We start from the raw sequence: 24692 nt of genomic DNA, 5'->3' as shown, positions 1-24692 counted from the left end.
ATCTATTCTTTTTTAGTTGTTACCTTTATTTTCTGAGGAGGTTTCTCTGCCGGAAACAACCCTATTTCTTTTACCCTCTTCCGAACACTACTTTCTAACCTCATTTTTGTTAACTCCGTACTCGTATCAAAATCTTCTGCTCGGAATTCTCTTTTTAACTTATTTAGCTCCGCAATTTTCACCACCTTGGCATCTAAACTATGTGAACTCGATATCATTATTAATAATAACGCGACTACAAAAATTAATATCCGCCAATTATTAAAAGAACTATCATCTGTTAAAAAACGCCCTCGTAAAATACCGTAAATACCTTCTCTTACTCTAGACATTACTTAAGTGTTGCTACTCTTAACTTCGCACTTCTAGCTCTATTATTCGCTTTTATCTCTTCCCTCGCTGGTATGATCATTTTACCAACCTTCTTTAAAGGAACACTTATGTTCCCGTAAAAATCTTTTTCAGGCTCACCACTAAACAAACCTGTTCTTATGAACCTCTTCACCAACCTATCTTCTAAGGAATGATAAGAGATAACACTTAATCGTCCATCTTCCTTCAACATATCTGGCATTTGCTGTAAAAACTCCTTTAAAACCTCAAGCTCTTGATTCACCTCTATTCTTACTGCCTGAAATATTTGCGCCAATATTTTATGCTCTTTAGCTTGCGGAAGAAACTCTTTCAAAACTTCTTTTAACTGAAAACTTGTAGCTATTTCCTCTTCTTGCCTAGCCTCTATAATTTTCTTTGCCAATGTTCGCGCATTTCTTAACTCACCATACAAAAACAACACATCAGCCAATCTTTCTTCACTATATTTATTGATGATTTTTTTTGCTGATAAATCTGATTTCTGATCCATTCTCATATCTAAATCAGCATCAAACCGGGTAGAAAAACCTCTTTCTGCCTCATCAAATTGATGAGAAGAAACTCCCAAATCAGCTAAAACACCATCTACCTTTCTAATTCCGTAGAAACGAAGAAACCTCGATATAAATCGAAAATTTTCCCCTATCAAAACAAAACGCTCATCATCAATTATATTTTGCTGCGCATCCGGATCTTGATCAAAAGCAAATAACTTTCCGTCTTTACCTAACCTACTTAATATTTCTCTTGAATGACCACCACCACCAAAAGTCACATCAACATACACTCCATCCTCTTTAATATTAAGTGCATCTACACTTTCTTTCAACAAAACTGGACTATGATAATTCATCTACATTTGTATTTCCCATTACCTCTTCTGCTAAATCAGCAAAATCAACAACAGCATCATCTATTACTTTCTCGTACTTATCCTTATCCCAAATCTCAATAATATTAACAGCCGAAGAAAGCACCACTTGCTTTCCTATACCTGCAAACTGACAAAGGTCTTTCGGTACCAAAATTCTACCAGAAGCATCTATATCAACAGTTTTTACACCCGCTGTAAACCTTCTAATAAAATCATTATTTTTCTTAACAAATCGATTTAACTTATTAATCTTTTGCATCATCAAATTCCACTCCTTTATAGGGTACAACTCCAAACAAGGCTGAAAAACAGATCGTTTAACCACAAACCCATCTTGCAACACAGCGGACAACTGCTTCTTGAAAGCCGATGACATCATCAACCTCCCCTTAGCATCTACTTTACATTCATATGTTCCAATTAAATTTACCATGTTAAGCGCTCATAGTTTGCATCAAAAATAAAGAAATTTTACCACTTTTTACCACTTTTTACCACTTTGTTAATAAGTTTTGATTTTTCAGCTAAAAAACTGATAGTAAGAGCTGTTAACTCAGCAAAAAAGCATCAAATAATAAAAATGAAATTTTAACAAAAAAGGACTACATTTGTCGTTAAGTCAAACCAACAATATCAATGACTGAATTTTTAAAGAAAGAAGGTGATTTTACATATGCTGAAGCAGGAGAAGGAAGGGCGTTAATCGTATTACACGGATTAATGGGGGCTCTTAGTAATTTTGATGAAACTTTTAAATATTTCTCTAAAAAAGGGTATCGAGTTTTAATCCCTGAATTGCCCTTATATACCCTACCTCTACTTAAAACAAATGTAAAAAATTTAGCTAGTTACTTACATGATTTTATTGAATACAAACAACTTAAAGACGTTGTTCTTTTAGGAAATTCTTTAGGTGGCCATATAGCTTTATACTACACTAAACACTACCCTAAAGACATTAGTGCACTTGTTTTAACTGGTAGCTCTGGTTTGTATGAGAAGTCTATGGGAGACAGCTACCCTAAAAGGGGGAATTACGAATACATAGAAACAAAAGCTCGAGAGGTTTTTTACGACCCAAAAGTAGCTACAAAAGAATTAGTTGACGATATATACAGTATTGTTAACGACCGAGTTAAAGCTTTAAAAACACTATCAATTGCTAAAAGTGCCATTCGCCACAACATGGCAGATGACTTACCAAACATGCAGCAACCAACTTGTCTTATCTGGGGGAAGTACGATGGTGTAACGCCACCTGAAGTAGCACAAGATTTTCATAAACTACTGCCAGATTCTGATTTATATTGGATTGATAAATGTGGTCATGCAGCAATGATGGAAACTCCTGAAGAATTTAATAAAATTTTAGAAAACTGGCTTTCTAAACGAAATATATAATAGTATAACTTAGTATTTATGAAAATAAAATCTGCCGATTTTGTGATGAGTAACAGTAATGTTATGAAAGCTCCTAAAGACAGAATACCTGAGTATGCTTTTATAGGACGCTCTAATGTTGGTAAATCTTCGTTAATCAACATGTTGATGAAACGTAAAGACTTAGCTAAAACATCTGGTAAGCCCGGTAAAACACAGCTTATTAATCACTTTAAAATAAATGAAGAATGGTTTTTAGTCGATTTACCTGGTTACGGTTATGCTCAAATTTCTAAAAAGAAAAGAACTATTTTTCAGTTTTTTATTGAAAACTACTTTAAAGAAAGAGAACAACTAGTTTTTACTTTTGTTTTGATAGATTCTCGTCATGACCCACAAAAAATAGATTTAGAGTTTATGCAGTTTTTAGGCGAAAACCAAATTCCTTTTGGTATCGCTTTTACAAAAGCTGATAAATTAGGGAGTTCTAAAATAAATCAACAAATTGCTTCTTACAAAAAGAAATTATTACAACATTGGGACATTCTTCCAACCTCATTTCTTACCTCATCTGAAACAGGGTTAGGACGCGATGAATTCTTAAAATTCATTGAAGATACTAATGAGGCTATAGCTAAAGACTTTAAATAATTTCTCGACCAAGTTCGAAGTGATCCTTTAAAAATGCATTCTAACAAAGACAATCTACAAGTTTTACATGAAGACAATCATATAGTTGTTATCAACAAAAGAGCTGGTGATATTGTTCAAGGAGATAAAACAGGAGACAAACCACTTTCTGACGTTGTTAAAGAATATATTAAAAATAAATACAACAAACCTGGCGCTGTTTATTTAGGCACCGTTCATCGTTTAGACAGACCAACATCTGGCGTTGTAATTTATGCGCGTACCTCAAAAGCTTTAGAACGGTTAAACAAGATGCTTCGCGAAAAAACCATCAAAAAAACATATTGGGCCGTTGTAAAAAACGCACCTAAAAAAAGTGAAGATACCCTTATTAATTTTTTAAAGAAAAACCCTAAAAACAATAAATCTACTGTATATCCTAAAGAAATTGACGGTAGTAAAAAGGCTATTCTTCATTATAAAACGCTTAAAAAACTAGACAATTATTCTTTACTTGAAATTGATTTAGAAACGGGTCGTCACCATCAAATCCGGGTGCAACTATCAAATATTGGCGCTACTATTAAAGGAGATTTAAAGTACGGCGCTAAAAGAAGCAATAAAGATGGTAGTATTCATTTGCATGCTCGTAAAATTGAATTTATTCATCCCGTAAGTAAAGAGCTAGTAAAAATTACCGCTCCAACCCCAAAAGAAGCCATTTGGGATGCTTGCTTGTAAGTTGTATCTTTAGGGAAATTTCAAGCATGAAACCCGTCAAATATTTATCAATCGTTATTTTACCCATTACGGTATTTTTAGCTTTTACTAATAAAGGGTGGATTACTTTCTTACCTATAATAACTTTCTTTGGAGCAGTTCCTTTTGCTGAACTATTTTTTCAGACGAATAAAAAAAACTTAAACAAAGAGGAAGCCCTTATTGAAAAAGAGAATAAATTATATACACTAATTTTATATGCTACAATACCTATTCAGCTACTATTTGTTGGATGGTTTTTTTATGTTATTCAAGAAGTAAATTTAACAACTACAGATATTACAGGTCGTATTCTTGCCTTAGGAATTATGTGCGGTGTTATAGGTATAAATGTTGGTCATGAATTAGGTCATCGCAATAACAGGTTTGATGAGTTTTTAGGAGAAGTTTTATTGCTTACTTCTTTAAATACACATTTTTTACCCTATCATAATGCCGGCCATCACTTAAATGTTGCCACACCAAAAGATGCAGCAACTGCTAGAAAAAATGAGGTTTTATATTTATTTTGGATACGCTCACACATTACAAGTTATTACCAAGCTTGGCAAAGTGAAAACCAACGTTTAAAAAGCACTGATAGAAATTGGTTTCATTACCAAAACAGAATGATTATTTATACTATCTGTAACCTATTACTTCTCGGATTAATCTATTTTTCCTTTAATTTGTTTGTATTATTCTCCTTTATAGGAGCTGCAGTTTTCGGAATAGTATTACTAGAAACAATAAACTATATTGAACATTATGGCTTGTTAAGAAAACAAAATGAAAACGGAAGATACGAACGCGTACAAAGAATACACTCCTGGAACTCTGACCATGTAATTGGCAAAGTATTATTATTTAATTTATCAAGACATTCTGATCATCATTATAACGGATCTAAACATTATCAATTATTAAAAACTATTCCCGAAAGTCCGCAAATGCCAACCGGTTACCCTGGCATGATGCTACTTTCTTTGATTCCCCCTTTTTGGTTTTTAGTAATGAATAAAAAACTACAAGAAATTTAATTTTATGGATATATCACAATTGGTTAAATCCCAAAAAAGTTTTTTTAAAACACAACAAACTAAAGATGTCTCCTTTAGAAAAAATGCACTAAAAAAACTTCAGAAAGAACTTATCAAACGAGAAAAAGACATCGTTGCAGCACTCTATAATGATTTTAAGAAATCGGAATACGAAGCGTTGATGACAGAAACATCTATTGTTTTAGCCGAGCTAAAAATGACTATAAAAAATATTCATTCTTGGAGCAAACCAAAACGTGTTTTACCATCTTTATTAAACTTTCCTTCTTCTGCAAAAATTCATAGCGAACCATACGGAACAGTATTAATTATTGCACCTTGGAATTACCCTTACCAACTCGCTTTCGCTCCTCTTTTAGGAGCAATTGCTGCAGGAAACAATGTTGTTTTAAAACCATCTGAATTAACACCTCACACAAGTAAAGTTACCAAAGAAATTATTGAAGCTGTTTTTGATAAAAATCATGTTGCGGTAATAGAAGGTGGTGTAGCTGTTTCTAAAGAATTATTAGCACAACGTTGGGATTATATATTTTTTACAGGAAGTGTGCCCGTAGGTAAAATTGTAGCTAAAGCTGCCGCAGAATATCTTACACCTGTTACATTAGAATTAGGAGGAAAAAGCCCTTGTATTGTGGATGAAACCGCTAATATAAAATTGGCCGCTAAACGTTTAGTTTGGGGTAAATTTATTAACGGAGGACAGACTTGTATTGCTCCTGATTATTTATTGATTCATACATCAGTAAAGGAGCAGTTTATAAATCATTTTAAAAAGGAAATAATAAATGCTTATGGTGAAAACCCAGAAACTTCTGAAGATTATCCGCGTATTGTAAATACTCGTAATTTCGATAGACTTGCTGCGCTTTTACAAGGTGAAAAAATTACTATTGGAGGGCAAATAAATAGAGATGACAACTATATTTCTCCTACTATTATTGATGAACCTAGTTTAGATAGTGAAGTAATGAAGGGTGAAATATTCGGGCCAATATTTCCTTTAATTTCATACGAGACAGAAGAAGAATTTGATGCTATTATTGCTAAATACGACAAACCGTTAGCTTTATATGTTTTTACAACCCGAAACCGTTTCGCTAAAAAAATGATTACTAAATATTCTTTTGGGGGCGGAACAATTAACGACACCACTGTTCACTTTGCAAATCATCGTTTACCTTTCGGAGGTGTTGGTGAAAGCGGAATTGGAGGTTATCACGGTAAAAAAACATTTGATACTTTTTCTCATAAAAAAGGTGTGGTTACAAGAGGTAACTGGCTAGATGTTCCTACGCGTTACGCTCCTTACAAAGGAAAGTTAAAACAACTAAAATTCTTAATGAAAATAAGTTAATTACTCTTTATTTAAAATAAGAAACAATATCAAAAAATGACAGAAAAAACAGTTTCAGAAGCAATTAATTATCGTCGTTCTGTAAGAATATTTGATGCAGAAAAAGCTATTGATACCCATATCGTAAAAAAATGTATTGAGCAAGCAAGTTTAGCTCCAACGAGTAGTAATATGCAATTGTGGGAATTTTATCATATCACTTCTAAAGAAACTATCACTAAAATTGCTCCGATGTGTTTTAATCAAAACGCCGCAAAAACCGCACAACAATTAGTTGTTTTTGTTACTCGAAAAGATTTATGGCGCGAACGTGCAAAAGCAAATTTGGTTTTTATCGATAAAACTTTTGGAAAAGATAATCTAAAAAAAACACAAAGTAGTAGAGAAAAAGTAGCTAGAAGTTATTACGGAAAAGTAATTCCGTTCATCTATTTCGATTTTTTAGGGATTTTTGGTTGGTTAAAATACTTGGTAACATTAATTACGGGCTTATTTAGACCAACATATCGTGAGGTTCGTAATAGTGATATGCAAACAGTAGCCCAAAAAACTACAGGATTAGCAGCTCAAAACTTTATGGTATCTATGGCTGCTGAGGGTTATGATACTTGCCCGATGGAAGGATCAGATACTTGGCGCGTAAAGCGTTTATTAAAATTACCAAGAGGTGCAAAAATTAACATGATTGTTAGCTGTGGCATAAGAACAGAAAAAGGAGTTTATGGAGAGCGTTTTAGAATTCCTTTTAATGATGTTTACAAAGAAGTTTAATAAATGAATCCAAAAAAAACGAAACTTACACTTGGTATAATTACGGTTGTTCTTGTTTTATTTTCTATACTTTCTTACAATGTTTTATCAAGCTTTAAAGAAGTTACATTTAACAAAACAGAAGAAATAATTGAGCAACAAAAAAGATGGATTGACCAAACCATAAATTTATCAGACACCATTCCTATTAAAACAAAAAACCATAGAGATTCTATAATAAGGGCAGAGTTAAATTTTTTAAAAACAAACGACAGCTTACTTAAATTAGATAAAAAAAGAGAAACTGTAGTAAATTAACAGTTTCTCTTTTATATGTATTTTGTTTAGTTTTAATTGAAACAGTTGTTAATCCTTCGGAGAAAAAATCAACTTATTTTTACTTTCTTTAATACTCGACTGATTCAATTTCATCTTCACAAACTCACCATCTATATATTTTTTAGCTTGATCCTTATAGTGCGCACTAAATACATTACCTGATTGCCCAGTCGGTAAAATAGCAATACTATTTTCTACATCAGAAAAATCTACAATTCTTCGTGTAGAAGGTCCTGCTTTTATGTTATAAACACCTGTACTATCAATTGTATAAATCTGATTGTTAATTACCTGATCTCCTCCATTTGTTTCAAAAGGCCCAACATTAAAAAATTTACGCAATAAACCTCCTGCTTTCCCTATTGGGTGCTCATACTCTACCGAAGTTACTCTTTTCCAATGCCAACCTTCAACGTTTTCACCTAATTGTTTTTGTAAAAAAGTAACCGTATTCTGAAAAGACTTTGTTACTATGGCTTCTTTATCTTCTATCTTTTTGGTAGTAATATCGTCCCACCAAACAGATTGCTCTTTCTTTACCTGACTCGCTACTGCTTTCTCCTCTAAAGGTGTATTTGCAAACTGCTTAAAAGCAACTCCCATTTCATCTTTATAAGTGTTTTTAACAAACTCATACCATAAACGGGTATAAATTACAGGAGCTATTTCTTCTTTTCCGTAATACCCTCTCCAGTTCTTTAGTATATGAAAAGCTTTTTTCTCACTTGCCGTAAGCTGAGATCTATTTACACTTCTGGTTAAATGCATAATTATCTCAGGTACCACTGGCGAGGTAACATCATAAATCATTTCGCCGACATCTTCTTTTGTCCAATCGTTTTTAGGAGCTAACAAATCAACAATTCTTTTTGCTCTATCTTCAGATAAATAATATCCAGGATATAAAATCCCGGCAATAGAATCTGGTTGATTATTTGCTGAATACACATAATTTAAGCTAGGGTTTATGGCTTGCGGGTTTTCTTCAAAATCTAACCATTCTTTAATTTCATCTTTCCCTGAAGCTCCGTTTAAAATTAACTTTGTGTTTAGGCTATCTCTGTATTTGTATAATTTACCAGAAGCAAACCAAGCAATATTGTCTTTGGCATCTCCGTACATTATATTTAAACCGGGAGCATGTAATTTACTTGCTCCGTTTTTAAACTCTTGCAACGATTTAGCGTGAGACATTTCATAAGAAACGTTTAATAATTGATTGTTTAATTTAGTATAAATCCACTGCATTGCAATTGGTCGCTCATCATCAATAAAATCAATTAAACCATTCATTACAGGCCCGTGCTTACTTACTTTTACTTGAAAAGTGGTATCAACATCACCTTTAACCTTTATTTTTTTATCAATTAACTTATACCTCTCATATCCAAACGGAGTTTTATATTCCATCGGATTATTCGGATTGTTTTCCTCGTAATAAAAATCAACATCATCGTTTTCAAACATTGTTAATCCGTAAGCATAATCACGATTATGACCTAATAAAGGAAATGGAGTTAGCGCTAAATTGAATCCGTATATCTCATAATCTGGAGTTTTAATATGTGATTGATACCAAACCGAAGGTTGTGAAAACCCTATGTGTGGATCATTAGCAAAAATTACTTTTCCGCTTTTCGTTTTCTCAGGTCCTAAAACCCACGAATTACTTCCTATAAAAGGTGAAATTGGTAATTTATCTAATAATGCATTCATTGCCTGTGCAAAACTGGCATTCATTTCAGGGTTTTTCTCATTTTTAATGAACGTAAGATTTTGGAAGTTTGCCCCGTTTAATTCTTCAAAATAAGCATCCCCTAATTTTTCTTTTACTTCTGTTAATAACGGATCTGTTTTATGGGCAACAGCAAAACTAAACGCCATATAACCAAAAACATTATACACATCTTTAATTGTATATTTTTCTTTTTCGAGTCCGACTAAATAAAATTCTAACGGCGTAGCTCCCTCATCTATAAATTGATTTATTCCGTTTATATACGCTTCTGTTAATTTATATGCTTCAGAATTCCTATCTAAATTACGAATCGTTTTACCAGCAGCTTCTTCAATTCCTAATCCAGAGAAAAAAGTATCTGTTCTTACTAGCTCTTTACCAAAAACCTCAGCCAATCTTCCTGCAGCAATTCTTCTAATCAACTCCATTTGCCACAACCTATCTTGCGCATGCACATAACCTAAAGTTGTATAAGCATCCTGTTGATTTTTAGCATCTATATGCGGTACACCAACCTCATCATAATACACAGTAACTTTATCTGAAATAGTCGACAACTCTAACTCTCCGTCATAGGTAGGATGTAAGGTTCTAGAAAACAGCCAAACAGCAGCTAATATTAAAATTAGTAATACTACTATAATTTTAAAAAGCTTTTTAAATAACTTCATTTACTAAGGATTTTCTTCAAAGATAACAGAAATTTAATTCGTATTTTTGAAATTCAATAAATTCATTTTTAAGATGAAAAAAATTCAAATGGTTGACCTACAGGGTCAGTATGCAAAAATAAAACCACAGGTAAATAAGGCTTTCGAAAGTGTTTTAGACACAGCCTATTATATTGGTGGACCTGAAGTTAAAGGCTTCGGAACTGATTTAGAAAAATATTTAGATGTAAAACACGTAATACCATGTGCTAACGGAACCGATGCATTGCAAATTGCAATGATGGGATTAGGCTTAGAGCAAGGTGATGAAGTTATTACTGCCGATTTTACTTTTGCCGCTACTGTAGAAGTGATTGCATTATTAAAATTAACGCCGGTTTTAGTTGATGTTGATGCTGATACTTTTAACATTAATATTGATGCTTTAAAAAAGGCTATTACTCCAAAAACCAAAGCTATCGTTCCTGTTCATTTATTCGGGCAGTGTGCAAATATGGAAGCGGTTATGGAAATTGCCAAAGAGCATAACTTATTTGTTATTGAAGACAATGCACAAGCAATTGGTGCAGATTACACCTTTTCTGACGGAACAAAAAAGAAATCTGGAACTATTGGAAACGTAGGAACAACGTCATTTTTCCCTTCTAAAAACTTAGGTTGTTATGGTGATGGTGGTGCAATTTTCACCAACGATGATGATTTAGCACATACTATTAGAGGAATTGTAAATCACGGAATGTACAAGCGTTATTACCACGATGTTGTTGGTGTAAATTCTCGTTTAGATAGTTTACAAGCTGCTGTTTTACAAATAAAACTACCTTTATTAGATAGTTTTTGTGATGCGCGTAGAAAAGCTGCCATGTTTTACAACAATGCTTTTGCTAGTAATACTAATATAATAACACCTTCAACTAGTTCTTGTGGTAACAATATATGTGATACCTGCAACTGCCATGTTTTTCATCAATATACTTTAAGAATTACGAATGGAAAACGTGATGAATTACATCAATATTTATTAGATAATAATATTCCGAATGCGATTTATTACCCTGTTCCTTTACATGCTCAAAAAGCGTATAAAGATGAACGTTATAATGAAGCTGATTTTACAGTTACCAATCAGTTAATTGATGAAGTAATTTCATTACCAATGCATACCGAATTGGATGAAGAACAATTGGCTTTTATTACAAAAAAAATCAATGCCTTTATTTAATAAATAACTATGAATAAGAAAATAAAAACACTTAAAATAATTCACCTCGCATTAATATCTGGAGTTACTTTAGCTTATTTTTTAATTGGTGATTTTAAAAATATTTTAAATTTAGAAATAGACAATGCTTCATTAATCTATTCTTTTATTCCTGCTGCTGCATACGTACTGAGTAATTTTATATTTAAAAATACTTTAAACAAAATAAAAGAAGGTGATAGTGATGATGAAAAGTTCGTGATTTATCAAAGTGCCTCTATTTTTAAGTGGGCCATTATAGAAGCTGCGTGTTTTATAATCCTATTATTAAAACCAGATTTTATTCTTTTTGGAGTTATTCTTTTATTTTATATGATTCTTTTAGCACCTAAAGAAGATAAAATATATAAACTTTTAAAAATTAAAAACCCTGAACTATAGATATAAAAAAAGCGAACTCAAAATTGAGTTCGCTTTTTTTATACTTTATAAATAATTTATCTAAGCTTCAATACTAGCACCACTAGCCGCTACACTTCTATCTATTTTACGCATAAGACCTTGTAATACTTTACCAGGACCAACCTCTACAAACTCAGTTCCTCCATCAGCAATCATTGCTTGAATACACTGTGTCCATTTTACTGGAGCCGTTAATTGCGCCATTAAATTTTCTTTTATTTCTGTAGGATTTGTAACTGCTCTTGCAACTACATTTTGATATACCGGACACGTTGGTTCACTAAAAATAGTTTCTTCAATTGCCTTTGCTAACTCTTCACGAGCAGGCTCCATCATTGGCGAATGAAATGCGCCTCCAACTGGCAAAACCAAAGCTCTACGTGCTCCTTTTTCAGTTAACACCGCACAAGCTCTTTCTATTGCTTCTACCTCTCCCGAAATTACCAATTGCCCTGGGCAGTTATAATTTGCAGCAACTACAACTCCGTCAATCTCTGCACAAGTATCTTCAACTATTTTATCATCTAAACCTAAAACAGCTGCCATAGTAGACGGCTTAATTTCACACGCTTTTTGCATAGCTAAAGCTCGTTTAGACACTAATGTTAATCCGTCTTCAAAAGATAAAACTCCGTTTGCCACCAAAGCTGATAATTCTCCTAGCGAATGACCCGCAACCATTTCTGGTTTAAAATCGTCACCTAATACTTTTGCTAAGATTACTGAATGTAAAAATATGGCTGGCTGGGTTACTTTTGTTTCTTTTAAAGATTCTGGCGTACCTTCAAACATTACATCAGTAATACTAAAACCTAGTATATCGTTTGCCTTTTCAAAAAGTTCTTGAGCTAATGGAGATTTTTCATATAAATCTAATCCCATACCTGTAAATTGCGCTCCTTGACCCGGAAAAATATATGCTTTCATCTGTTTTTCTCTAATTTGTTATTATTTTTTGATATAATCGATAAAGAAGATTTTGTCTTTTAATTATCGTTTAATATAAGTTGCAAACATACACATTTTTAAAATCATTATTAATTAGTAATTTCGTTCTATGACTGAACATTTAAAAAGCAAAGCTCAACTTATATATTTAATTTTAGCAGCATTATTTATTGCTTCTTTGGTGACTTCTAACTTAATTTTTCAGAAATTTTTTTACTGGGAACCATTTAATTTATATCGTTTTGAAATTTCTGCAGGAATTTTACCGTACCAAATTACTTTTTTAATTACCGATATTTTATCTGAAATTTACGGAAAAAAGAAAGCCAATCAGGTTGTAATCGCTGGTATTTTTGCCTCGTTCTTTTCTATGCTAATTATTTTAATTGCCGATTATGCTCCTGCAATTAATAGCTCTCCTATTGATAACAAAACCTTTTCTACAGTATTTGGTTTATCTCCATTAGCTGTTTTAGCATCCATGCTTGCCTATTTATTTGCTCAGTTTGTTGATATTCGAATTTTTCATTATTGGAAAAACTTAACCAACGGAAAACATTTATGGTTGCGTAACAACTTCTCAACTTTTCTTTCTCAGTTTATAGACACTTTTACCGTAGTATTTTTATTGTGCTCTTTTAAAGTACTTCCTTGGAATATTTTTACAAGCTTATTAATTAGCGGATTTTTATTTAAAGTTATTGTAGCTGCGCTAGATACTCCTATTTTATATCTTATTGTTTTTTGGTTTAGAAAAAAATTCAATTTAAAAGTTGGCCAAGAAATACCTACTTTTGACTCTTAAATTAAATTATGTCTGATAAATTTTTTTACAACATCTTTAAAGAGCAATTATCACTTTCTGAAACATTAGCAACCTATCTAAACCTTATAGTAAACTTTATTATTTTTCTTTTTTTAGGTTTTATTCTTTTTAGAATAATTAGATATGTTGGTAGGAAAACCATTCATAAAATAGCAGATAAAACAGGCACTCAGTTAGATGATATGCTTATTAAAAACAAGGTGTTCTTAAATCTATCTAGAAGTGTAATTCTTATCATTGTATTTAACTTCATAAAAGAACTTTTAGCAGATTTCCCTAATATTTTATCGAGCGCCGAGCGTATTCTTAGTATTGCTATTATATTTTCTGTTGTTTGGTTTTTAAAAAGTGTACTGAATAGTATAAAAGACTTTTTAAGAACTATGGATGCTTTTAAAGACAAACCTTTAGATAGTTATGTGCAAATTTTTATGATTGCATTGTGGCTAATAAGTATCATACTATCTTTCTCTGTATTAACAGGAAAACCTCTTATTAAGTTCTTAACTGCATTAGGAGCATTTTCTGCAGTGTTACTACTTATTTTTAAAGACACTATTCTTGGCTTTGTAGCAAGTATTCAGGTAGCCGTAAATGATACTGTTAGAATTGGTGATTGGATTACAATGGATAAATATGGCGCAGATGGTGATGTAGTTGAAATTAATTTAACTTCAGTTATTATTAGAAATTTTGATAATACTATCTCTAGTATTCCAACCTATTATTTAACATCAGATTCTTTTAAAAACTGGAGAACAATGAGTAACTCTGGCGGAAGAAGAATTAAACGCGCTATATTAATTAAGATAAATAGTATCCGTTTTTTAACGGAATCGGATATTGAAAATTTTAAAAAGATTGATTTAATTACTGATTATATCAATGAAGCTAGTGGTAAGGTAAATGATTACAATACCGAACACAACGTTGACAAAACAGTTTTATTAAACGGTAGAAACCTAACTAATTTTGGTTCTTTTAGGGTGTATTTAGATCATTACATTCAAAATCACCCACAAATAAATCAAGATATGCTATTAATGTCTCGTCAATTAGAGCCAACACCAAACGGAATTCCTTTAGAGATTTATGCTTTTAGTAAAGAAAAAGTATGGGAAGATTACGAGCGTGTTATGGCTAATATTTTTGATCATATTTTGGCTTCTGTTAAATATTTCGATTTAGAAATTTTTCAAAATCCATCAAGTATTGATATCCAAAATCTAAGAGACATTTCTGTTACTAAAAAAGAAAATACTGTACGTGAAAAATAATCTAAGCAACTCTTTATGGCAATTAGCTATCAAAAAATTTAAGCAAAGTAAAATTGGTGTTTTTAGCTTTTTGTTTATAGTTTTTTGCGGATTAACAGCTGTTTTTTGTTACGTGATTGCGCCAGACAATAGCAACGCTGCAAACCAGATGCATTTAGAAATTCACTCTAAATCTCCAGGGTTTTCTGTTATGATGCTTAGTATTCCGTCAAAATCAAAAGAACAACAATCATGGTTTTCTGTTTTTATGGATGGAAAACAGCATTTGCCTACCGAAATACCCATAAAATCATATACCTTAACAGATAATCAGTTAGAAATTTTAAAATATTCCGACGGTTTAGCGAAAACCTATCCGCTGTCTTTGTTTAAAAATCAACCTAAAGAATATATTCAGCAAAAAACCTTTTGGTTTGGTACCGATAAATACGGGCGCGATTTATTAAGCAGGTTATTAATCGGAGCAAGAATTTCTTTTTTCATCGGATTTATAGCTGTGTTTATTTCGCTTTTAATCGGAATTCCGATTGGAGCAATTGCAGGTTATTTTGGTGGAAAGGTTGATGATTTTATTATGTGGATTATTAATATCACCTGGTCTATACCTACGTTATTATTAGTAATCGCAATTACTTTAGCATTAGGAAAAGGATTTTGGCAAGTGTTTATTTCCGTTGGTTTAACAATGTGGGTAGAAGTTGCTCGTGTGGTACGCGGTCAAGTAATTACTACAAAGCAACAACAATATGTTGAAGCAGCGAAAGCCTTGGGTTTTTCTGATTTCAGAATTATTTTTAAACATATTTTACCGAATATTTTAGCACCTATAATTGTAATATCTGCGGCTAATTTTGCAGCGGCAATTTTAATAGAAAGTGGCTTGAGTTTTTTAGGAATCGGTGCACAACCTCCTACTCCGTCTTGGGGAGCAATGATTAAAAATCATTATAACTATATTATTTTAGGAAAGCCCTTTTTAGCATTAATTCCTGGATTGGCAATTATGAGTTTAGTAATGGCCTTTATGTTAATAGGTAACACGCTTCGTGATGCTTTAGATGTTAAGTCTTAACTTTAATACTTCACTGAAAGTTAATAATTATACTTGCGTTAGGGATTGTAGCATTTGTTTAAGCTCTTTTGTTAGGCACGAACAAAAAGCGAGTGCGAAAAGCCCGACCCTTGTGGTAACGCTAAAAAAATGAAAATTTGTATCTTCGCTTTTCAAAAAAATACAAAATGAGTTTTAGTGTAGATTTTAAAACAAGATGGTCAGATTTTGATGCCAATATACATATGCGACACACAGCATACAACGATTATGCTGCAGAGGTAAGATTGCGTTTTTTTAAAGAACATGATATTACTATTCAGGATTTTACAAAAGAAAAAACAGGTCCGATTTTATTTGAGGAGAACACCAAGTTTTTACGTGAAGTTCATATGGGAACCGATATTTCTGTGAATCTTAAAGTGATTGGGTTATCGAGTAAAGGAGAACGTTGGAAAATTCAACATGAAGTTTTTAATGAAGCAGGAAAATTATCAGCAGTAATTACCGTGTACGGAGCTTGGTTAGATCTGGTAAAGAGAAAACTATCGGTGCCTCCAACCAAATTTCAAACAATTTTTGATCAAGTAGAAAAAACTGAAGATTTTAAAGAGATTCTACTAAAAAGTTAATTTCTTTCTCAGCAATGAATTGATTTCGTCAATCTGAACTTGTTTCAGATTCCCATCACAAATGATTAGCTTTCTTTTAGATGAAATTCCGAAATAAATTCAGAATAACGTAAAAGAAGGCCCTAACAGAAAAAGTGTTTAGTTAATGAGTAGTTCTAAAAAAATAAAATTAGTAGTTGCTATTATCGTTTTAATCGTTGCTTATTATTTAAAACCTCAAGAAAATGCTATTGATTTTCCTGCGGATATAGTAATTGAAGATGTAAATGGTTTTAATTATTTACCAAGCTCAACAACGGGTGTTATTATAAAACACGATGGATATCAGTTATCTTATAATGAGGAAAATGAACAAGCGGAATGGGTTGCGTATTCTTTAAGTAAAAATGATATTGTTTATAATGATTTTAAGCGTCCTTATTTTATTAACGACCCGAAAGTAAAGACAAAATCTGCCAATTGGCGGAGTTATAAGAAATCTGGGTATGACAAAGGGCATTTATGTCCTGCTGCCGATAAACGTTATTCTAAAGAAGCCCACGATGAAACTTTTTACACCTCTAATATTTCGCCACAAAAGCATGATTTTAATGCTGGTATTTGGAACAGATTAGAGCAAAAAACACGGTATTGGGCTAAAAAGAATCAACATTTATATGTAGTAACCGGTGGTGTTTTAAAACCGGGTTTAAAAACTATTGGAAAAGATAAAGTAAGTATTCCTACTGAATTTTATAAGATACTCTTAGATTATACACAGCCAGAAATAAAGGCTATTGCTTTTTTATTTCCTCATAAAGAAAGTAAAAAACCTTTATATGATTTTGTAGTTTCTATTGATGCCTTAGAGGAAAAAACGGGAATCGATTTTTTTCCTGAACTGCCGGATGCTATTGAAGCGAAGCTAGAAGCTTCTAGTAATTATAAAAACTGGAGTTTTAGGTAATTACAACAAACTTTTAAAACAACAAAAAAGCTTCTAGTAAATGAGAAGCTTTTTTTAAATCTGTACGGGCAAAGAGACTCGAACTCTCACACCTTGCGGCACTAGATCCTAAGTCTAGCGTGTCTACCAATTCCACCACACCCGCATACATATTGAATTGTGGCTGCAAATATAAACAATACTTGTAAACTACAAAGGAGAAGCACTAAATTTTTATTATTTTTGATGCTTACTAAATTACAACACATGAAAAACGTACAAGATTATATTGTTCAACATAAAGATAGATTTATAAACGAGCTTATCGATTTATTAAAAATCCCTTCAGTAAGTGCAGATCCTGCCTTTAGCAAAGATGTGTTAAACACTGCTGATGTTGTTAAAAACAGTTTAGAAAAAGCGGGATGTGATAAAGTAGAAATTTGCGAAACCCCTGGATACCCTATTATTTATGGTGAAAAAATAATTGACCCAAATTTACCAACCGTTTTGGTGTATGGTCATTATGATGTACAACCTGCGGATCCTATTGATTTATGGACTTCACCTCCTTTTGAGCCTGTAATTAAAAAAACAGACATCCACCCTGAAGGTGCAATTTTTGCGCGTGGTGCTTGTGATGATAAAGGCCAAATGTATATGCACGTAAAAGCAATGGAATACATGACAAGTACAGGAAACTTACCTTGTAATGTAAAATTCATGATTGAAGGTGAAGAAGAAGTTGGTTCTGAAAGTTTAGCTTGGTTTGTACCAAGAAATAAAGAAAAATTAGCCAACGATGTTATCTTAATTTCTGATACAGGAATGATCGCTAACGATATTCCATCAATTACTACAGGTTTACGAGGTTTAAGTTATGTTGAAGTTGAAGTTACTGGGCCAAATCGTGATTTACACTCAGGCTTATATGGTGGTGCAGTAGCAAATCCAATCAATGTTTTAACAAAAATGATTGCTTCGTTACATGATGAAAACAATCATATCACTATTCCTGGTTTTTACGACAATGTAGAAGAATTATCTCGTGAAGAGCGTGATGAAATGGCAAAAGCACCTTTTTCATTAGACAAATATAAAGATGCTTTAAAAATTGAAGATGTGCATGGTGAAGCTGGTTACACAACCAACGAACGCAACTCTATTCGCCCTACTTTAGATGTAAACGGAATTTGGGGTGGTTATACTGGTGAAGGTGCAAAAACAGTAATTGCAAGTAAAGCTTATGCTAAAATATCAATGCGTTTAGTGCCAAATCAAGAATGGAGAGCAATTACCGAATTGTTTAAAAATCATTTCGAAAGCATTGCTCCGAAATCAGTAAACGTAAAAGTTACACCGCATCACGGTGGCCAAGGTTATGTTACACCTATCGATAACATCGCCTATAAAGCAGCTAGCAAAGCCTATACCAAAACTTTTGGTAAAACTCCTATTCCGCAACGTAGTGGAGGAAGTATTCCTATTGTGGCTTTATTTGAGCAAGAATTAAAAAGTAAAACTATTTTAATGGGATTCGGATTAGATTCGGATGCAATTCACTCACCAAACGAGCATTTCGGTATTTGGAATTACCTAAAAGGTATTGAAACAATTCCATATTTTTATAAGTATTTTACTGAATTATCTAAATAATATCACTTTGAGTGCAGTCGAACGATTTTAAAAGTTCTCGACAGTGCTGCAATAGACATTAATTTATCTAATAATTACAAACAAAAATCCGTTCAGCAATGAGCGGTTTTTTTTATACCTGTCACTTTTATTGATTTTACATAAGCATAAAATTACATTCAGAAGTTGGGCGTTCCGTAATTATTTTAAGAATAATTACGGCAGGCTTTCCGTTACAATCTTTTACTGTTTTTCCTATAATTTTTCGTTCCTCAAAATAACTAGAAACAACAGTAAAAGGATTTTCTCTGCAATCCTTAACGCTAACATTACTATCTAATTCAAATAAAAACTAACTCTACGTTTGTAGAATTAAAATATTTGCTCTATGTTTGTAGAGCAATAAAAGCAAATTACTATGCAATTATCAAAAACCGAAGAACAAGTAATGCAATTATTATGGAAGCTAGAAAAAGCTTTTATGAAAGATTTATTAGCGGAGTTCCCAGAACCTAAGCCAGCAACAACAACAGTAGCAACTTTGTTAAAAAGAATGAATGATAAGGGTTTTATTGCATATAATTTATTCGGAAAGTCTAGAGAATATTATCCGCTAGTTAAAAAAACAGATTATTTCTCGAAGCACGTAAACGGATTGATAAAAAATTTCTTTAATGATTCTGCTAGTCAGTTTGCTTCTTTCTTTACCAAAGAAACTGATTTGTCCGTATCTGAATTAGAAAGCTTAAAAAAAATTATCGATAGTCAAATTAAAAAACAACAATAATGATTAGTTATTTCATAAAATCTGGAATTTGCTTAACGCTACTGCTACTTTTTTATCATTTGGTATTAGAGCAAGAAAAAATGCACAAATTCAATCGTTTTTATTTGTTAGGTAGTGTGTTATTTTCATTTTTAGCGCCGTTATTTATAATTTACACAAAAGTTGCTCCTTTTCAAATTATAGAAACTGCGCAACTAACAACACAAGAACCTATTGTTTTTGAAACTGCAGAAGTCATTGAAACACCTGTTAATTATTTTAATTACTTAATATGCTTCTCCATTATTATATCGAGTATCTTATTAATTCGGTTTATAAAAAACGTAGTTGCTATTTATCAGAAAGCACGAAAAAACACTACAATAAAACATCAAAAAGCGACGTTGGTTTTAGTTGATGATAAAATAAGTCCGCATACATTTTGGAATTATATTTTCATCAATAAAGCAGCATATAATTCACAAAAAATTGAAGAAGAATTATTTACCCACGAACTTACACATGCTACACAAAAACACACTTTTGATGTGTTGCTTATTGAGGTTTTAAAAATTGTTTTTTGGTTTAACCCTATTTTTTACTTCTTAAAAAAAACAATACAATTAAATCATGAGTTTTTAGCAGACACAAAAGTGATTTCTAATCATAAAAATATTTCTGAGTATCAATATTTATTATTGAATAAAACTGCTTGGAACAACGAATATTACTTGGCCAGTAATTTGAATTATTTATTAACTAAAAAAAGATTACTAATGATGACAAAACAAAGTTCACCAACCAAAGTCTTATTAAAAAAACTGGCTGTACTACCAGTTATGGTAGGATTCGTATTCTTGTTTGCTGAAAGAGTTGAAGCGCAAGAAACAATTTCCGAAGAAGTTCCTTTAAAAAGCAAGTATAAAATTGAAGAGATAACAATTAAAGAAGCTCCGAAGAAAAAATATTTAGACGCACCTATTAAAAGAGAATCGTCAAAACAAAGTATTTCTTCTGAACAAGTTTTAGATGATATTAATCTGAAGTTAGAAAATGTAGATGCTCTTAAATTCAGTATTGAAGAAAATCAAGAGGTTTTAACAAAAAAGCTCCCTTATGATGATGTTAAAAAATATATTGCATTAAACGGTACTTATGAAAAAGTAAGAACTAAGAACCCTCATTTTATAAAAAGCTCAGAAAAAAGACAAAGTGAAATAAAGAATTTATTTTCTGAACTAAGTGGCATGTATTTTAAACTTTCAAGCTTAGAGAAAGAGAAAGTTAAAAGACCTGTTTTCCCTCAACATCCTTATGTTAAGTTAAGGAAAAATAATAAGATATTTTATAAATTAAAAAATAAGTTAACGGCAGAAGACAAATTATTACTTCCTCCTCCACCTCCTATTCCTAACGCGAGTAAAGAAGAAATCTTAAATGCAAAAAAAGCCTATACTGCATGGGAGATAAGGACAGGAAACATTCCACCGCCGCCTAAAGTGAATTTTCCTAAGGTTAAAAAAGGTGAGGTTTCTAATATTCCTCCACCACCTCCGCCAGTGAGTGCTAAAGAATTGGTGTTTAAACATCCTAATGCTACTTTTTATTTTGATGGTAAGAAAGTTCCTTATAAAGAAATCCTTGGATTAGTAAAAAATAAAAAAGGACTAAATGTATCAACTCAAAATATTGATACTAAAAAAGTAATTCTATTTACAAGCAAAGACAATCAAGAAAAAGGTTGGAAACAGGTTAATAATCAAACTTTATATTATGTAAAAAAAGAAGGAGAAACTATCTATTTTAACCGATGGGGAAGATCTGTTGATGAAAATGGAAAAGAGATAAATAAAAACAATTCGCGTCATGCAAATACTAAATATTATTTGGATGGAAAACTTGTCAGTAAAAAAGAAATAGACAAAATTAATCCTGAAAAAATTAAATCAGTAAATGTTAAAAAGAGTAAAGATGGCAATGGTTCTGTATACATCATATCTCATAAAAAATAGTCTTATTAGTCCATATTCTGTTAAAAGCCTCTTAATTGAGGCTTTTTTTGTAACATTCTTCTAAAAGCATCGTTCTTACTATATATAATCGATTATATGTTAAAACAATTTTTCTTAATTTGTTCGGGAGTAGACTTACTTTTAATTAAAGATTGCTCTAACGGAGAGCAAAATAAATACGCAGGTATTGGTGCTACTGTTTTTTTTACAGCACTAATGGCAACCATTGCTTGTAGCTATGCTTTATTTACAGTTTTCGATAACTTATACTCAGCTATCTTTTTTGGATTTATTTGGGGGTTGCTAATCTTTAATTTAGATCGTTTTATTGTTTCAACCATCAAAAAAAGAGAATCAAAACGTCAAGAAATAGCACAGGTAATTCCGCGTTTGCTTTTAGCTTTTATTATTGCTGTGGTAATTTCTAAACCACTAGAGTTAAAAATATTCGAGAAAGAAATTAATCAAGTGTTATTGACAGATAAAAACCAAATGACTTTAGATAACAAAATTCAAATTGCACAACAGTTTACACCCGAAATAAACAATATTAATTTAGAAATTGAAGCTTTAAAAAACGAAAACATTGTAAAAGAGAACGAAACAAATACCTTGTATGAAACTTATATTGCAGAAGCTGAAGGCACAAAAGGAACGAAGCGTTTAGGAAAAGGCCCTGTATACAAAGAAAAACGAGCCAAACACGATGCTGCTTTAGCTGAGCTACAATTATTAAAGGAAAGTAATAACGAAAAAATTAAAGCGAAAGAATTAGCAATTGTAAACTTACAAGAAAATCAGAAATTAACAGAAACGAAAACACAACCCATAATTTCTAATTTCGACGGATTAATGGCTCGGATAGAAGCTTTAAATAAACTTCCTTGGCTACCGTCCTTCTTTATTTTCTTATTGTTCTTAGCTATTGAAACCGCGCCTATCTTCTCGAAACTTATCAGTTCTAAAGGAGAATATGATTTTAAATTAGAGAATCAAGAATCCATTATAAAAACGTGGATTAAGCAACAAGTACAGCAACGAGAAGCTATTTTAAAAACAGACATTGACATCAACAACAAAGTATATTCCGATTTAAAAACCGAGGAGGAATTATACAATTACAAACAAAAAATGGCACGTAACCTCATGAAACTTCAAGCCGATACTTTTTATAAAAATCAACAGAATATTTTATAATACTATCACATTAGAACTCTTAACTTTTCCGATAGTAAAAGTACTATAAGTACTAGCTATATGCCTTAAAGTAGTTAATTTGTTTACCATAAAATCACGGTATTCATCCATATCTTTTACATAAACTTTTAAGATATAATCGTAATCGCCACTCAAATGGTAACATTCAGTTACTTCTTCTAGCTTAGTTATTTCACTCTCAAAATCAACAATGTTTTCTTTGGTGTGTTTTTCTAGTTTTAAATGACAAAAAACTAAAAATGACTTTGCTACCTTATTCTTATTTAAGAGGGCTACATACTGAGTTATAACCCCTTCTCTTTCTAGCTTTTTAATTCGCTCGTAAACAGCCGTTACCGATAAATTTAATTGTAAAGACAACTGCTTTGTTGTTTGTTTACTATCTTCTTGAAGTAACCTTAAAAGTTTTTTATCAATTGCATCTAATTTCATCTGAAAATTTTAATTGTTTTTAAGCATTAAAAAGCTAAAAACCACCTTTTAAAACTACTTAGCTTCAAATTTAAAGAAAAATAATCTATAATTTAATATTTACATTGATTTATAATCAAAAAAACAAGTGATTTACAGCGATAAAAACAACTAAAAACTTGTATTATGGATTTTAAACCTGCTGATAATATTCAAGACTTACAATATTTTGGAGAATATGGAGGCATAAACCCTTCTATTTCCGATTCTTCTACCTATACATTTTTAGAGGCAAAAACAATGCTTGATACTTTTGAAGGCAATACTGATGGATGTTATTTATATTCTCGTCACACATCTCCTTCAAACTTATATTTAAGTGAAGCTTTGGCTGCTATGGAAGGTACTGAATCTGCAAATGTTGCTGGTTCTGGTATGGGAGCAATTACACCTACAATTCTACAAATTTGCGGTGTTGATGACCATATTGTTTCTAGTAGAACTATTTATGGTGGAACATATGCTTTCTTAAAAAATTTCACCCCTAGAATGGGCATAAAAACATCGTTTGTTGATATTACAAATTTAGCAATCGTAGAAGCGGCCATTACCGAAAAAACAAAAATGATTTATTGCGAATCTGTAAGTAACCCGCTATTAGAAGTTGCTGACATTAAAAAATTAGTTGCTTTAGCAAAAAAGCACCATTTAAAATTAGTGGTTGATAATACTTTTTCGCCATTGTCTATTTCGCCTGCTCAATTAGGTGCTGATGCAGTAATACACAGTTTAACAAAGTTTATAAATGGTTCTTCTGACACTATGGGTGGCGTTGTTTGTGCCTCAACAGATTTTATAAACGCACAAAAAAGTGTAATTGATGGTGCCAGTATGTTGCTTGGTTCTTCGATGGACTCTTTACGCTCTTCATCAATCTTAAAGAACATGAGAACACTTCATATCCGTATGAAACAACATAGTAAAAACGCTGCTTATTTAGCTGATAAATTTGAAAAAGACGGATTAAAGACAGTGTATCCTGGGTTAAAATCACATCCGTCTCATGAAATATATAAAGCAATGATGAATGAAGAATACGGTTTTGGTGGAATGTTGACTATTGATGCAGGATCGTTAGAAAAAGCGAATGCTTTAATGGAGTTAATGCAAGAAAAAAACATCGGTTATTTAGCCGTAAGTTTAGGTTTTTACAAAACATTATTTTCTGCTCCAGGAACCTCAACTTCTTCAGAAATACCAGAAGATGAACAAAAAGAAATGGGTTTATCTGACGGCTTAATTCGTTTTTCTATTGGTTTAGATAACGATATTGAAAGAACATATAAAAACATAAAATCTTGTATGTTAAAAACTAATATTTTATAAATAAACAG

General features: G+C 31.9%; 25 protein-coding genes and 1 tRNA gene. 19 read left to right on the top strand and 7 right to left on the bottom strand.

Translation table 11 applies throughout. The annotated features are described in order from the left end of the window. Nucleotides 1-2 precede the first annotated feature (2 nt). Genes ACQ629_RS10150 through mraZ form a run of 3 tightly spaced genes read right to left on the bottom strand, consistent with a single transcriptional unit; the run spans nt 3 to nt 1682 of the window. Nucleotides 3-332 (bottom strand): FtsL-like putative cell division protein, encoded by a 330-nt coding sequence (locus ACQ629_RS10150; RefSeq protein ID WP_483704685.1) that lies wholly within the window; start codon nt 330-332, stop codon nt 3-5. Beyond that, on the bottom strand, nt 332-1228 hold the full coding sequence (rsmH, locus tag ACQ629_RS10145) for a 16S rRNA (cytosine(1402)-N(4))-methyltransferase RsmH (RefSeq protein WP_483704683.1): 897 nt from the start codon (nt 1226-1228) through the stop codon (nt 332-334). Before rsmH ends, ACQ629_RS10150 begins: the two co-directional genes overlap by 1 nt. Further along, nucleotides 1215-1682 carry a division/cell wall cluster transcriptional repressor MraZ gene (gene mraZ / locus ACQ629_RS10140; RefSeq protein WP_483704681.1) on the bottom strand — a complete coding sequence of 156 codons (468 nt, stop codon included), beginning with the start codon at nt 1680-1682 and terminating at the stop codon, nt 1215-1217. The genes rsmH and mraZ overlap by 14 nt, the downstream gene beginning before the upstream one ends. A 203-nt stretch (nt 1683-1885) precedes the next feature. On the opposite strand from mraZ, the gene ACQ629_RS10135 reads away from it, so the two are divergent. Genes ACQ629_RS10135 through ACQ629_RS10105 form a run of 7 tightly spaced genes read left to right on the top strand, consistent with a single transcriptional unit; the run spans nt 1886 to nt 7504 of the window. Further along, on the top strand, nt 1886-2650 hold the full coding sequence (locus ACQ629_RS10135; RefSeq protein ID WP_483704679.1) for an alpha/beta fold hydrolase: 765 nt from the start codon (nt 1886-1888) through the stop codon (nt 2648-2650). An 18-nt stretch (nt 2651-2668) separates the two neighbouring features. After that, nucleotides 2669-3280 (top strand): ribosome biogenesis GTP-binding protein YihA/YsxC, encoded by a 612-nt coding sequence (gene yihA, locus ACQ629_RS10130; protein WP_483704678.1) that lies wholly within the window; start codon nt 2669-2671, stop codon nt 3278-3280. A 33-nt stretch (nt 3281-3313) separates the two neighbouring features. After that, entirely contained in the window at nt 3314-4000 is a 687-nt protein-coding gene (locus ACQ629_RS10125) for an RluA family pseudouridine synthase (RefSeq protein ID WP_483704676.1), read from the top strand. A gap of 26 nt (nt 4001-4026) precedes the next feature. Then, nucleotides 4027-5058, top strand: coding sequence for an alkane 1-monooxygenase (locus ACQ629_RS10120; protein WP_483704674.1), 1032 nt, complete (start codon nt 4027-4029; stop codon nt 5056-5058). A 4-nt stretch (nt 5059-5062) separates the two neighbouring features. Further along, nucleotides 5063-6436, top strand: a complete 1374-nt coding sequence (locus ACQ629_RS10115) for an aldehyde dehydrogenase (protein ID WP_483704672.1) — start codon at nt 5063-5065, stop codon at nt 6434-6436. A 36-nt stretch (nt 6437-6472) separates the two neighbouring features. Further along, entirely contained in the window at nt 6473-7207 is a 735-nt protein-coding gene (locus ACQ629_RS10110; protein WP_483704670.1) for a nitroreductase family protein, read from the top strand. A gap of 3 nt (nt 7208-7210) precedes the next feature. Next, a complete protein-coding gene (locus ACQ629_RS10105; protein WP_483704668.1) occupies nt 7211-7504 on the top strand; it encodes a hypothetical protein in 294 nt (97 codons plus the stop codon). A gap of 48 nt (nt 7505-7552) precedes the next feature. Here ACQ629_RS10105 and ACQ629_RS10100 read toward each other — a convergent pair whose 3' ends face one another. Beyond that, nucleotides 7553-9934, bottom strand: coding sequence for a penicillin acylase family protein (locus ACQ629_RS10100; RefSeq protein ID WP_483704666.1), 2382 nt, complete (start codon nt 9932-9934; stop codon nt 7553-7555). A 73-nt stretch (nt 9935-10007) separates the two neighbouring features. Between ACQ629_RS10100 and ACQ629_RS10095 the strand changes: the two genes are divergently transcribed. Continuing rightward, complete coding sequence (locus ACQ629_RS10095) at nt 10008-11156, top strand: DegT/DnrJ/EryC1/StrS family aminotransferase (RefSeq protein WP_483704664.1); 1149 nt, start codon at nt 10008-10010, stop codon at nt 11154-11156. A gap of 9 nt (nt 11157-11165) precedes the next feature. Next, nucleotides 11166-11576, top strand: a complete 411-nt coding sequence (locus tag ACQ629_RS10090; protein WP_483704662.1) for an MFS transporter — start codon at nt 11166-11168, stop codon at nt 11574-11576. 60 nt (nt 11577-11636) lie between these two features. Here ACQ629_RS10090 and fabD read toward each other — a convergent pair whose 3' ends face one another. After that, complete coding sequence (fabD, locus tag ACQ629_RS10085; protein WP_483704660.1) at nt 11637-12524, bottom strand: ACP S-malonyltransferase; 888 nt, start codon at nt 12522-12524, stop codon at nt 11637-11639. Nucleotides 12525-12654: 130 nt separating this feature from the next. Here fabD and ACQ629_RS10080 point away from each other — a divergent pair, with 130 nt between their 5' ends. The 5 genes from ACQ629_RS10080 (at nt 12655) to ACQ629_RS10060 (ending at nt 17277) form a co-directional block, all read left to right on the top strand. Further along, entirely contained in the window at nt 12655-13350 is a 696-nt protein-coding gene (locus ACQ629_RS10080) for a queuosine precursor transporter (RefSeq protein ID WP_483704658.1), read from the top strand. Between the two features lie 8 nt (nt 13351-13358). After that, a complete protein-coding gene (locus ACQ629_RS10075) occupies nt 13359-14648 on the top strand; it encodes a mechanosensitive ion channel family protein (protein ID WP_483704656.1) in 1290 nt (429 codons plus the stop codon). Next, nucleotides 14638-15720: an ABC transporter permease gene (locus ACQ629_RS10070; RefSeq protein WP_483704654.1), complete on the top strand. Its 1083-nt coding sequence runs from the start codon at nt 14638-14640 to the stop codon at nt 15718-15720. Before ACQ629_RS10075 ends, ACQ629_RS10070 begins: the two co-directional genes overlap by 11 nt. A gap of 167 nt (nt 15721-15887) precedes the next feature. After that, the gene (locus tag ACQ629_RS10065) at nt 15888-16331 is read left to right on the top strand and encodes an acyl-CoA thioesterase (protein WP_483704652.1); all 444 of its coding nucleotides are present in this window, start codon (nt 15888-15890) and stop codon (nt 16329-16331) included. A gap of 145 nt (nt 16332-16476) precedes the next feature. Further along, nucleotides 16477-17277 (top strand): DNA/RNA non-specific endonuclease, encoded by an 801-nt coding sequence (locus ACQ629_RS10060; RefSeq protein ID WP_483704650.1) that lies wholly within the window; start codon nt 16477-16479, stop codon nt 17275-17277. A 63-nt stretch (nt 17278-17340) separates the two neighbouring features. Here ACQ629_RS10060 and ACQ629_RS10055 read toward each other — a convergent pair. After that, nucleotides 17341-17422 (bottom strand) — tRNA-Leu (locus tag ACQ629_RS10055). 101 nt (nt 17423-17523) lie between these two features. On the opposite strand from ACQ629_RS10055, the gene ACQ629_RS10050 reads away from it, so the two are divergent. The 4 genes from ACQ629_RS10050 to ACQ629_RS10035 all read left to right on the top strand — a co-directional run bounded on the left by ACQ629_RS10050 (nt 17524) and on the right by ACQ629_RS10035 (nt 22866). Next, nucleotides 17524-18912: a dipeptidase gene (locus ACQ629_RS10050; RefSeq protein ID WP_483704648.1), complete on the top strand. Its 1389-nt coding sequence runs from the start codon at nt 17524-17526 to the stop codon at nt 18910-18912. Between the two features lie 397 nt (nt 18913-19309). Next, entirely contained in the window at nt 19310-19678 is a 369-nt protein-coding gene (locus ACQ629_RS10045) for a BlaI/MecI/CopY family transcriptional regulator (RefSeq protein WP_218772171.1), read from the top strand. Continuing rightward, the gene (locus tag ACQ629_RS10040) at nt 19678-21669 is read left to right on the top strand and encodes a M56 family metallopeptidase (protein ID WP_483704645.1); all 1992 of its coding nucleotides are present in this window, start codon (nt 19678-19680) and stop codon (nt 21667-21669) included. Before ACQ629_RS10045 ends, ACQ629_RS10040 begins: the two co-directional genes overlap by 1 nt. 96 nt (nt 21670-21765) lie before the next feature. Further along, nucleotides 21766-22866: a DUF4407 domain-containing protein gene (locus ACQ629_RS10035; protein WP_483704643.1), complete on the top strand. Its 1101-nt coding sequence runs from the start codon at nt 21766-21768 to the stop codon at nt 22864-22866. On the opposite strand, the gene ACQ629_RS10030 is transcribed toward ACQ629_RS10035, so the two are convergent. Then, nucleotides 22861-23319, bottom strand: a complete 459-nt coding sequence (locus ACQ629_RS10030; protein WP_483704641.1) for an Lrp/AsnC family transcriptional regulator — start codon at nt 23317-23319, stop codon at nt 22861-22863. The two genes, ACQ629_RS10035 and ACQ629_RS10030, sit on opposite strands and share 6 nt — an antisense overlap. Before the next feature lie 165 nt (nt 23320-23484). Between ACQ629_RS10030 and ACQ629_RS10025 the strand changes: the two genes are divergently transcribed. Next, nucleotides 23485-24684 (top strand): aminotransferase class I/II-fold pyridoxal phosphate-dependent enzyme, encoded by a 1200-nt coding sequence (locus tag ACQ629_RS10025; protein WP_483704639.1) that lies wholly within the window; start codon nt 23485-23487, stop codon nt 24682-24684. Nucleotides 24685-24692 lie beyond the last annotated feature (8 nt).

The organism is Tenacibaculum sp. SM2510 (assembly GCF_057002845.1).
Note: the sequence above shows the minus strand (reverse complement) of the source record. Positions and strands in the feature narration are given on the sequence as shown.

Bases quoted from the DNA above. Each gene is read 5' to 3' on its own strand.
- ACQ629_RS10150 (WP_483704685.1), bottom strand. From the start codon at position 332: ATGTCTAGAGTAAGAGAAGGTATTTACGGTATTTTACGAGGGCGTTTT.
- rsmH (WP_483704683.1), bottom strand. From the start codon at position 1,228: ATGAATTATCATAGTCCAGTTTTGTTGAAAGAAAGTGTAGATGCACTT.
- mraZ (WP_483704681.1), bottom strand. From the start codon at position 1,682: ATGGTAAATTTAATTGGAACATATGAATGTAAAGTAGATGCTAAGGGG.
- ACQ629_RS10135 (WP_483704679.1), top strand. From the start codon at position 1,886: ATGACTGAATTTTTAAAGAAAGAAGGTGATTTTACATATGCTGAAGCA.
- yihA (WP_483704678.1), top strand. From the start codon at position 2,669: ATGAAAATAAAATCTGCCGATTTTGTGATGAGTAACAGTAATGTTATG.
- ACQ629_RS10125 (WP_483704676.1), top strand. From the start codon at position 3,314: ATGCATTCTAACAAAGACAATCTACAAGTTTTACATGAAGACAATCAT.
- ACQ629_RS10120 (WP_483704674.1), top strand. From the start codon at position 4,027: ATGAAACCCGTCAAATATTTATCAATCGTTATTTTACCCATTACGGTA.
- ACQ629_RS10115 (WP_483704672.1), top strand. From the start codon at position 5,063: ATGGATATATCACAATTGGTTAAATCCCAAAAAAGTTTTTTTAAAACA.
- ACQ629_RS10110 (WP_483704670.1), top strand. From the start codon at position 6,473: ATGACAGAAAAAACAGTTTCAGAAGCAATTAATTATCGTCGTTCTGTA.
- ACQ629_RS10105 (WP_483704668.1), top strand. From the start codon at position 7,211: ATGAATCCAAAAAAAACGAAACTTACACTTGGTATAATTACGGTTGTT.
- ACQ629_RS10100 (WP_483704666.1), bottom strand. From the start codon at position 9,934: ATGAAGTTATTTAAAAAGCTTTTTAAAATTATAGTAGTATTACTAATT.
- ACQ629_RS10095 (WP_483704664.1), top strand. From the start codon at position 10,008: ATGAAAAAAATTCAAATGGTTGACCTACAGGGTCAGTATGCAAAAATA.
- ACQ629_RS10090 (WP_483704662.1), top strand. From the start codon at position 11,166: ATGAATAAGAAAATAAAAACACTTAAAATAATTCACCTCGCATTAATA.
- fabD (WP_483704660.1), bottom strand. From the start codon at position 12,524: ATGAAAGCATATATTTTTCCGGGTCAAGGAGCGCAATTTACAGGTATG.
- ACQ629_RS10080 (WP_483704658.1), top strand. From the start codon at position 12,655: ATGACTGAACATTTAAAAAGCAAAGCTCAACTTATATATTTAATTTTA.
- ACQ629_RS10075 (WP_483704656.1), top strand. From the start codon at position 13,359: ATGTCTGATAAATTTTTTTACAACATCTTTAAAGAGCAATTATCACTT.
- ACQ629_RS10065 (WP_483704652.1), top strand. From the start codon at position 15,888: ATGAGTTTTAGTGTAGATTTTAAAACAAGATGGTCAGATTTTGATGCC.
- ACQ629_RS10060 (WP_483704650.1), top strand. From the start codon at position 16,477: ATGAGTAGTTCTAAAAAAATAAAATTAGTAGTTGCTATTATCGTTTTA.
- ACQ629_RS10050 (WP_483704648.1), top strand. From the start codon at position 17,524: ATGAAAAACGTACAAGATTATATTGTTCAACATAAAGATAGATTTATA.
- ACQ629_RS10045 (WP_218772171.1), top strand. From the start codon at position 19,310: ATGCAATTATCAAAAACCGAAGAACAAGTAATGCAATTATTATGGAAG.
- ACQ629_RS10040 (WP_483704645.1), top strand. From the start codon at position 19,678: ATGATTAGTTATTTCATAAAATCTGGAATTTGCTTAACGCTACTGCTA.
- ACQ629_RS10035 (WP_483704643.1), top strand. From the start codon at position 21,766: ATGTTAAAACAATTTTTCTTAATTTGTTCGGGAGTAGACTTACTTTTA.
- ACQ629_RS10030 (WP_483704641.1), bottom strand. From the start codon at position 23,319: ATGAAATTAGATGCAATTGATAAAAAACTTTTAAGGTTACTTCAAGAA.
- ACQ629_RS10025 (WP_483704639.1), top strand. From the start codon at position 23,485: ATGGATTTTAAACCTGCTGATAATATTCAAGACTTACAATATTTTGGA.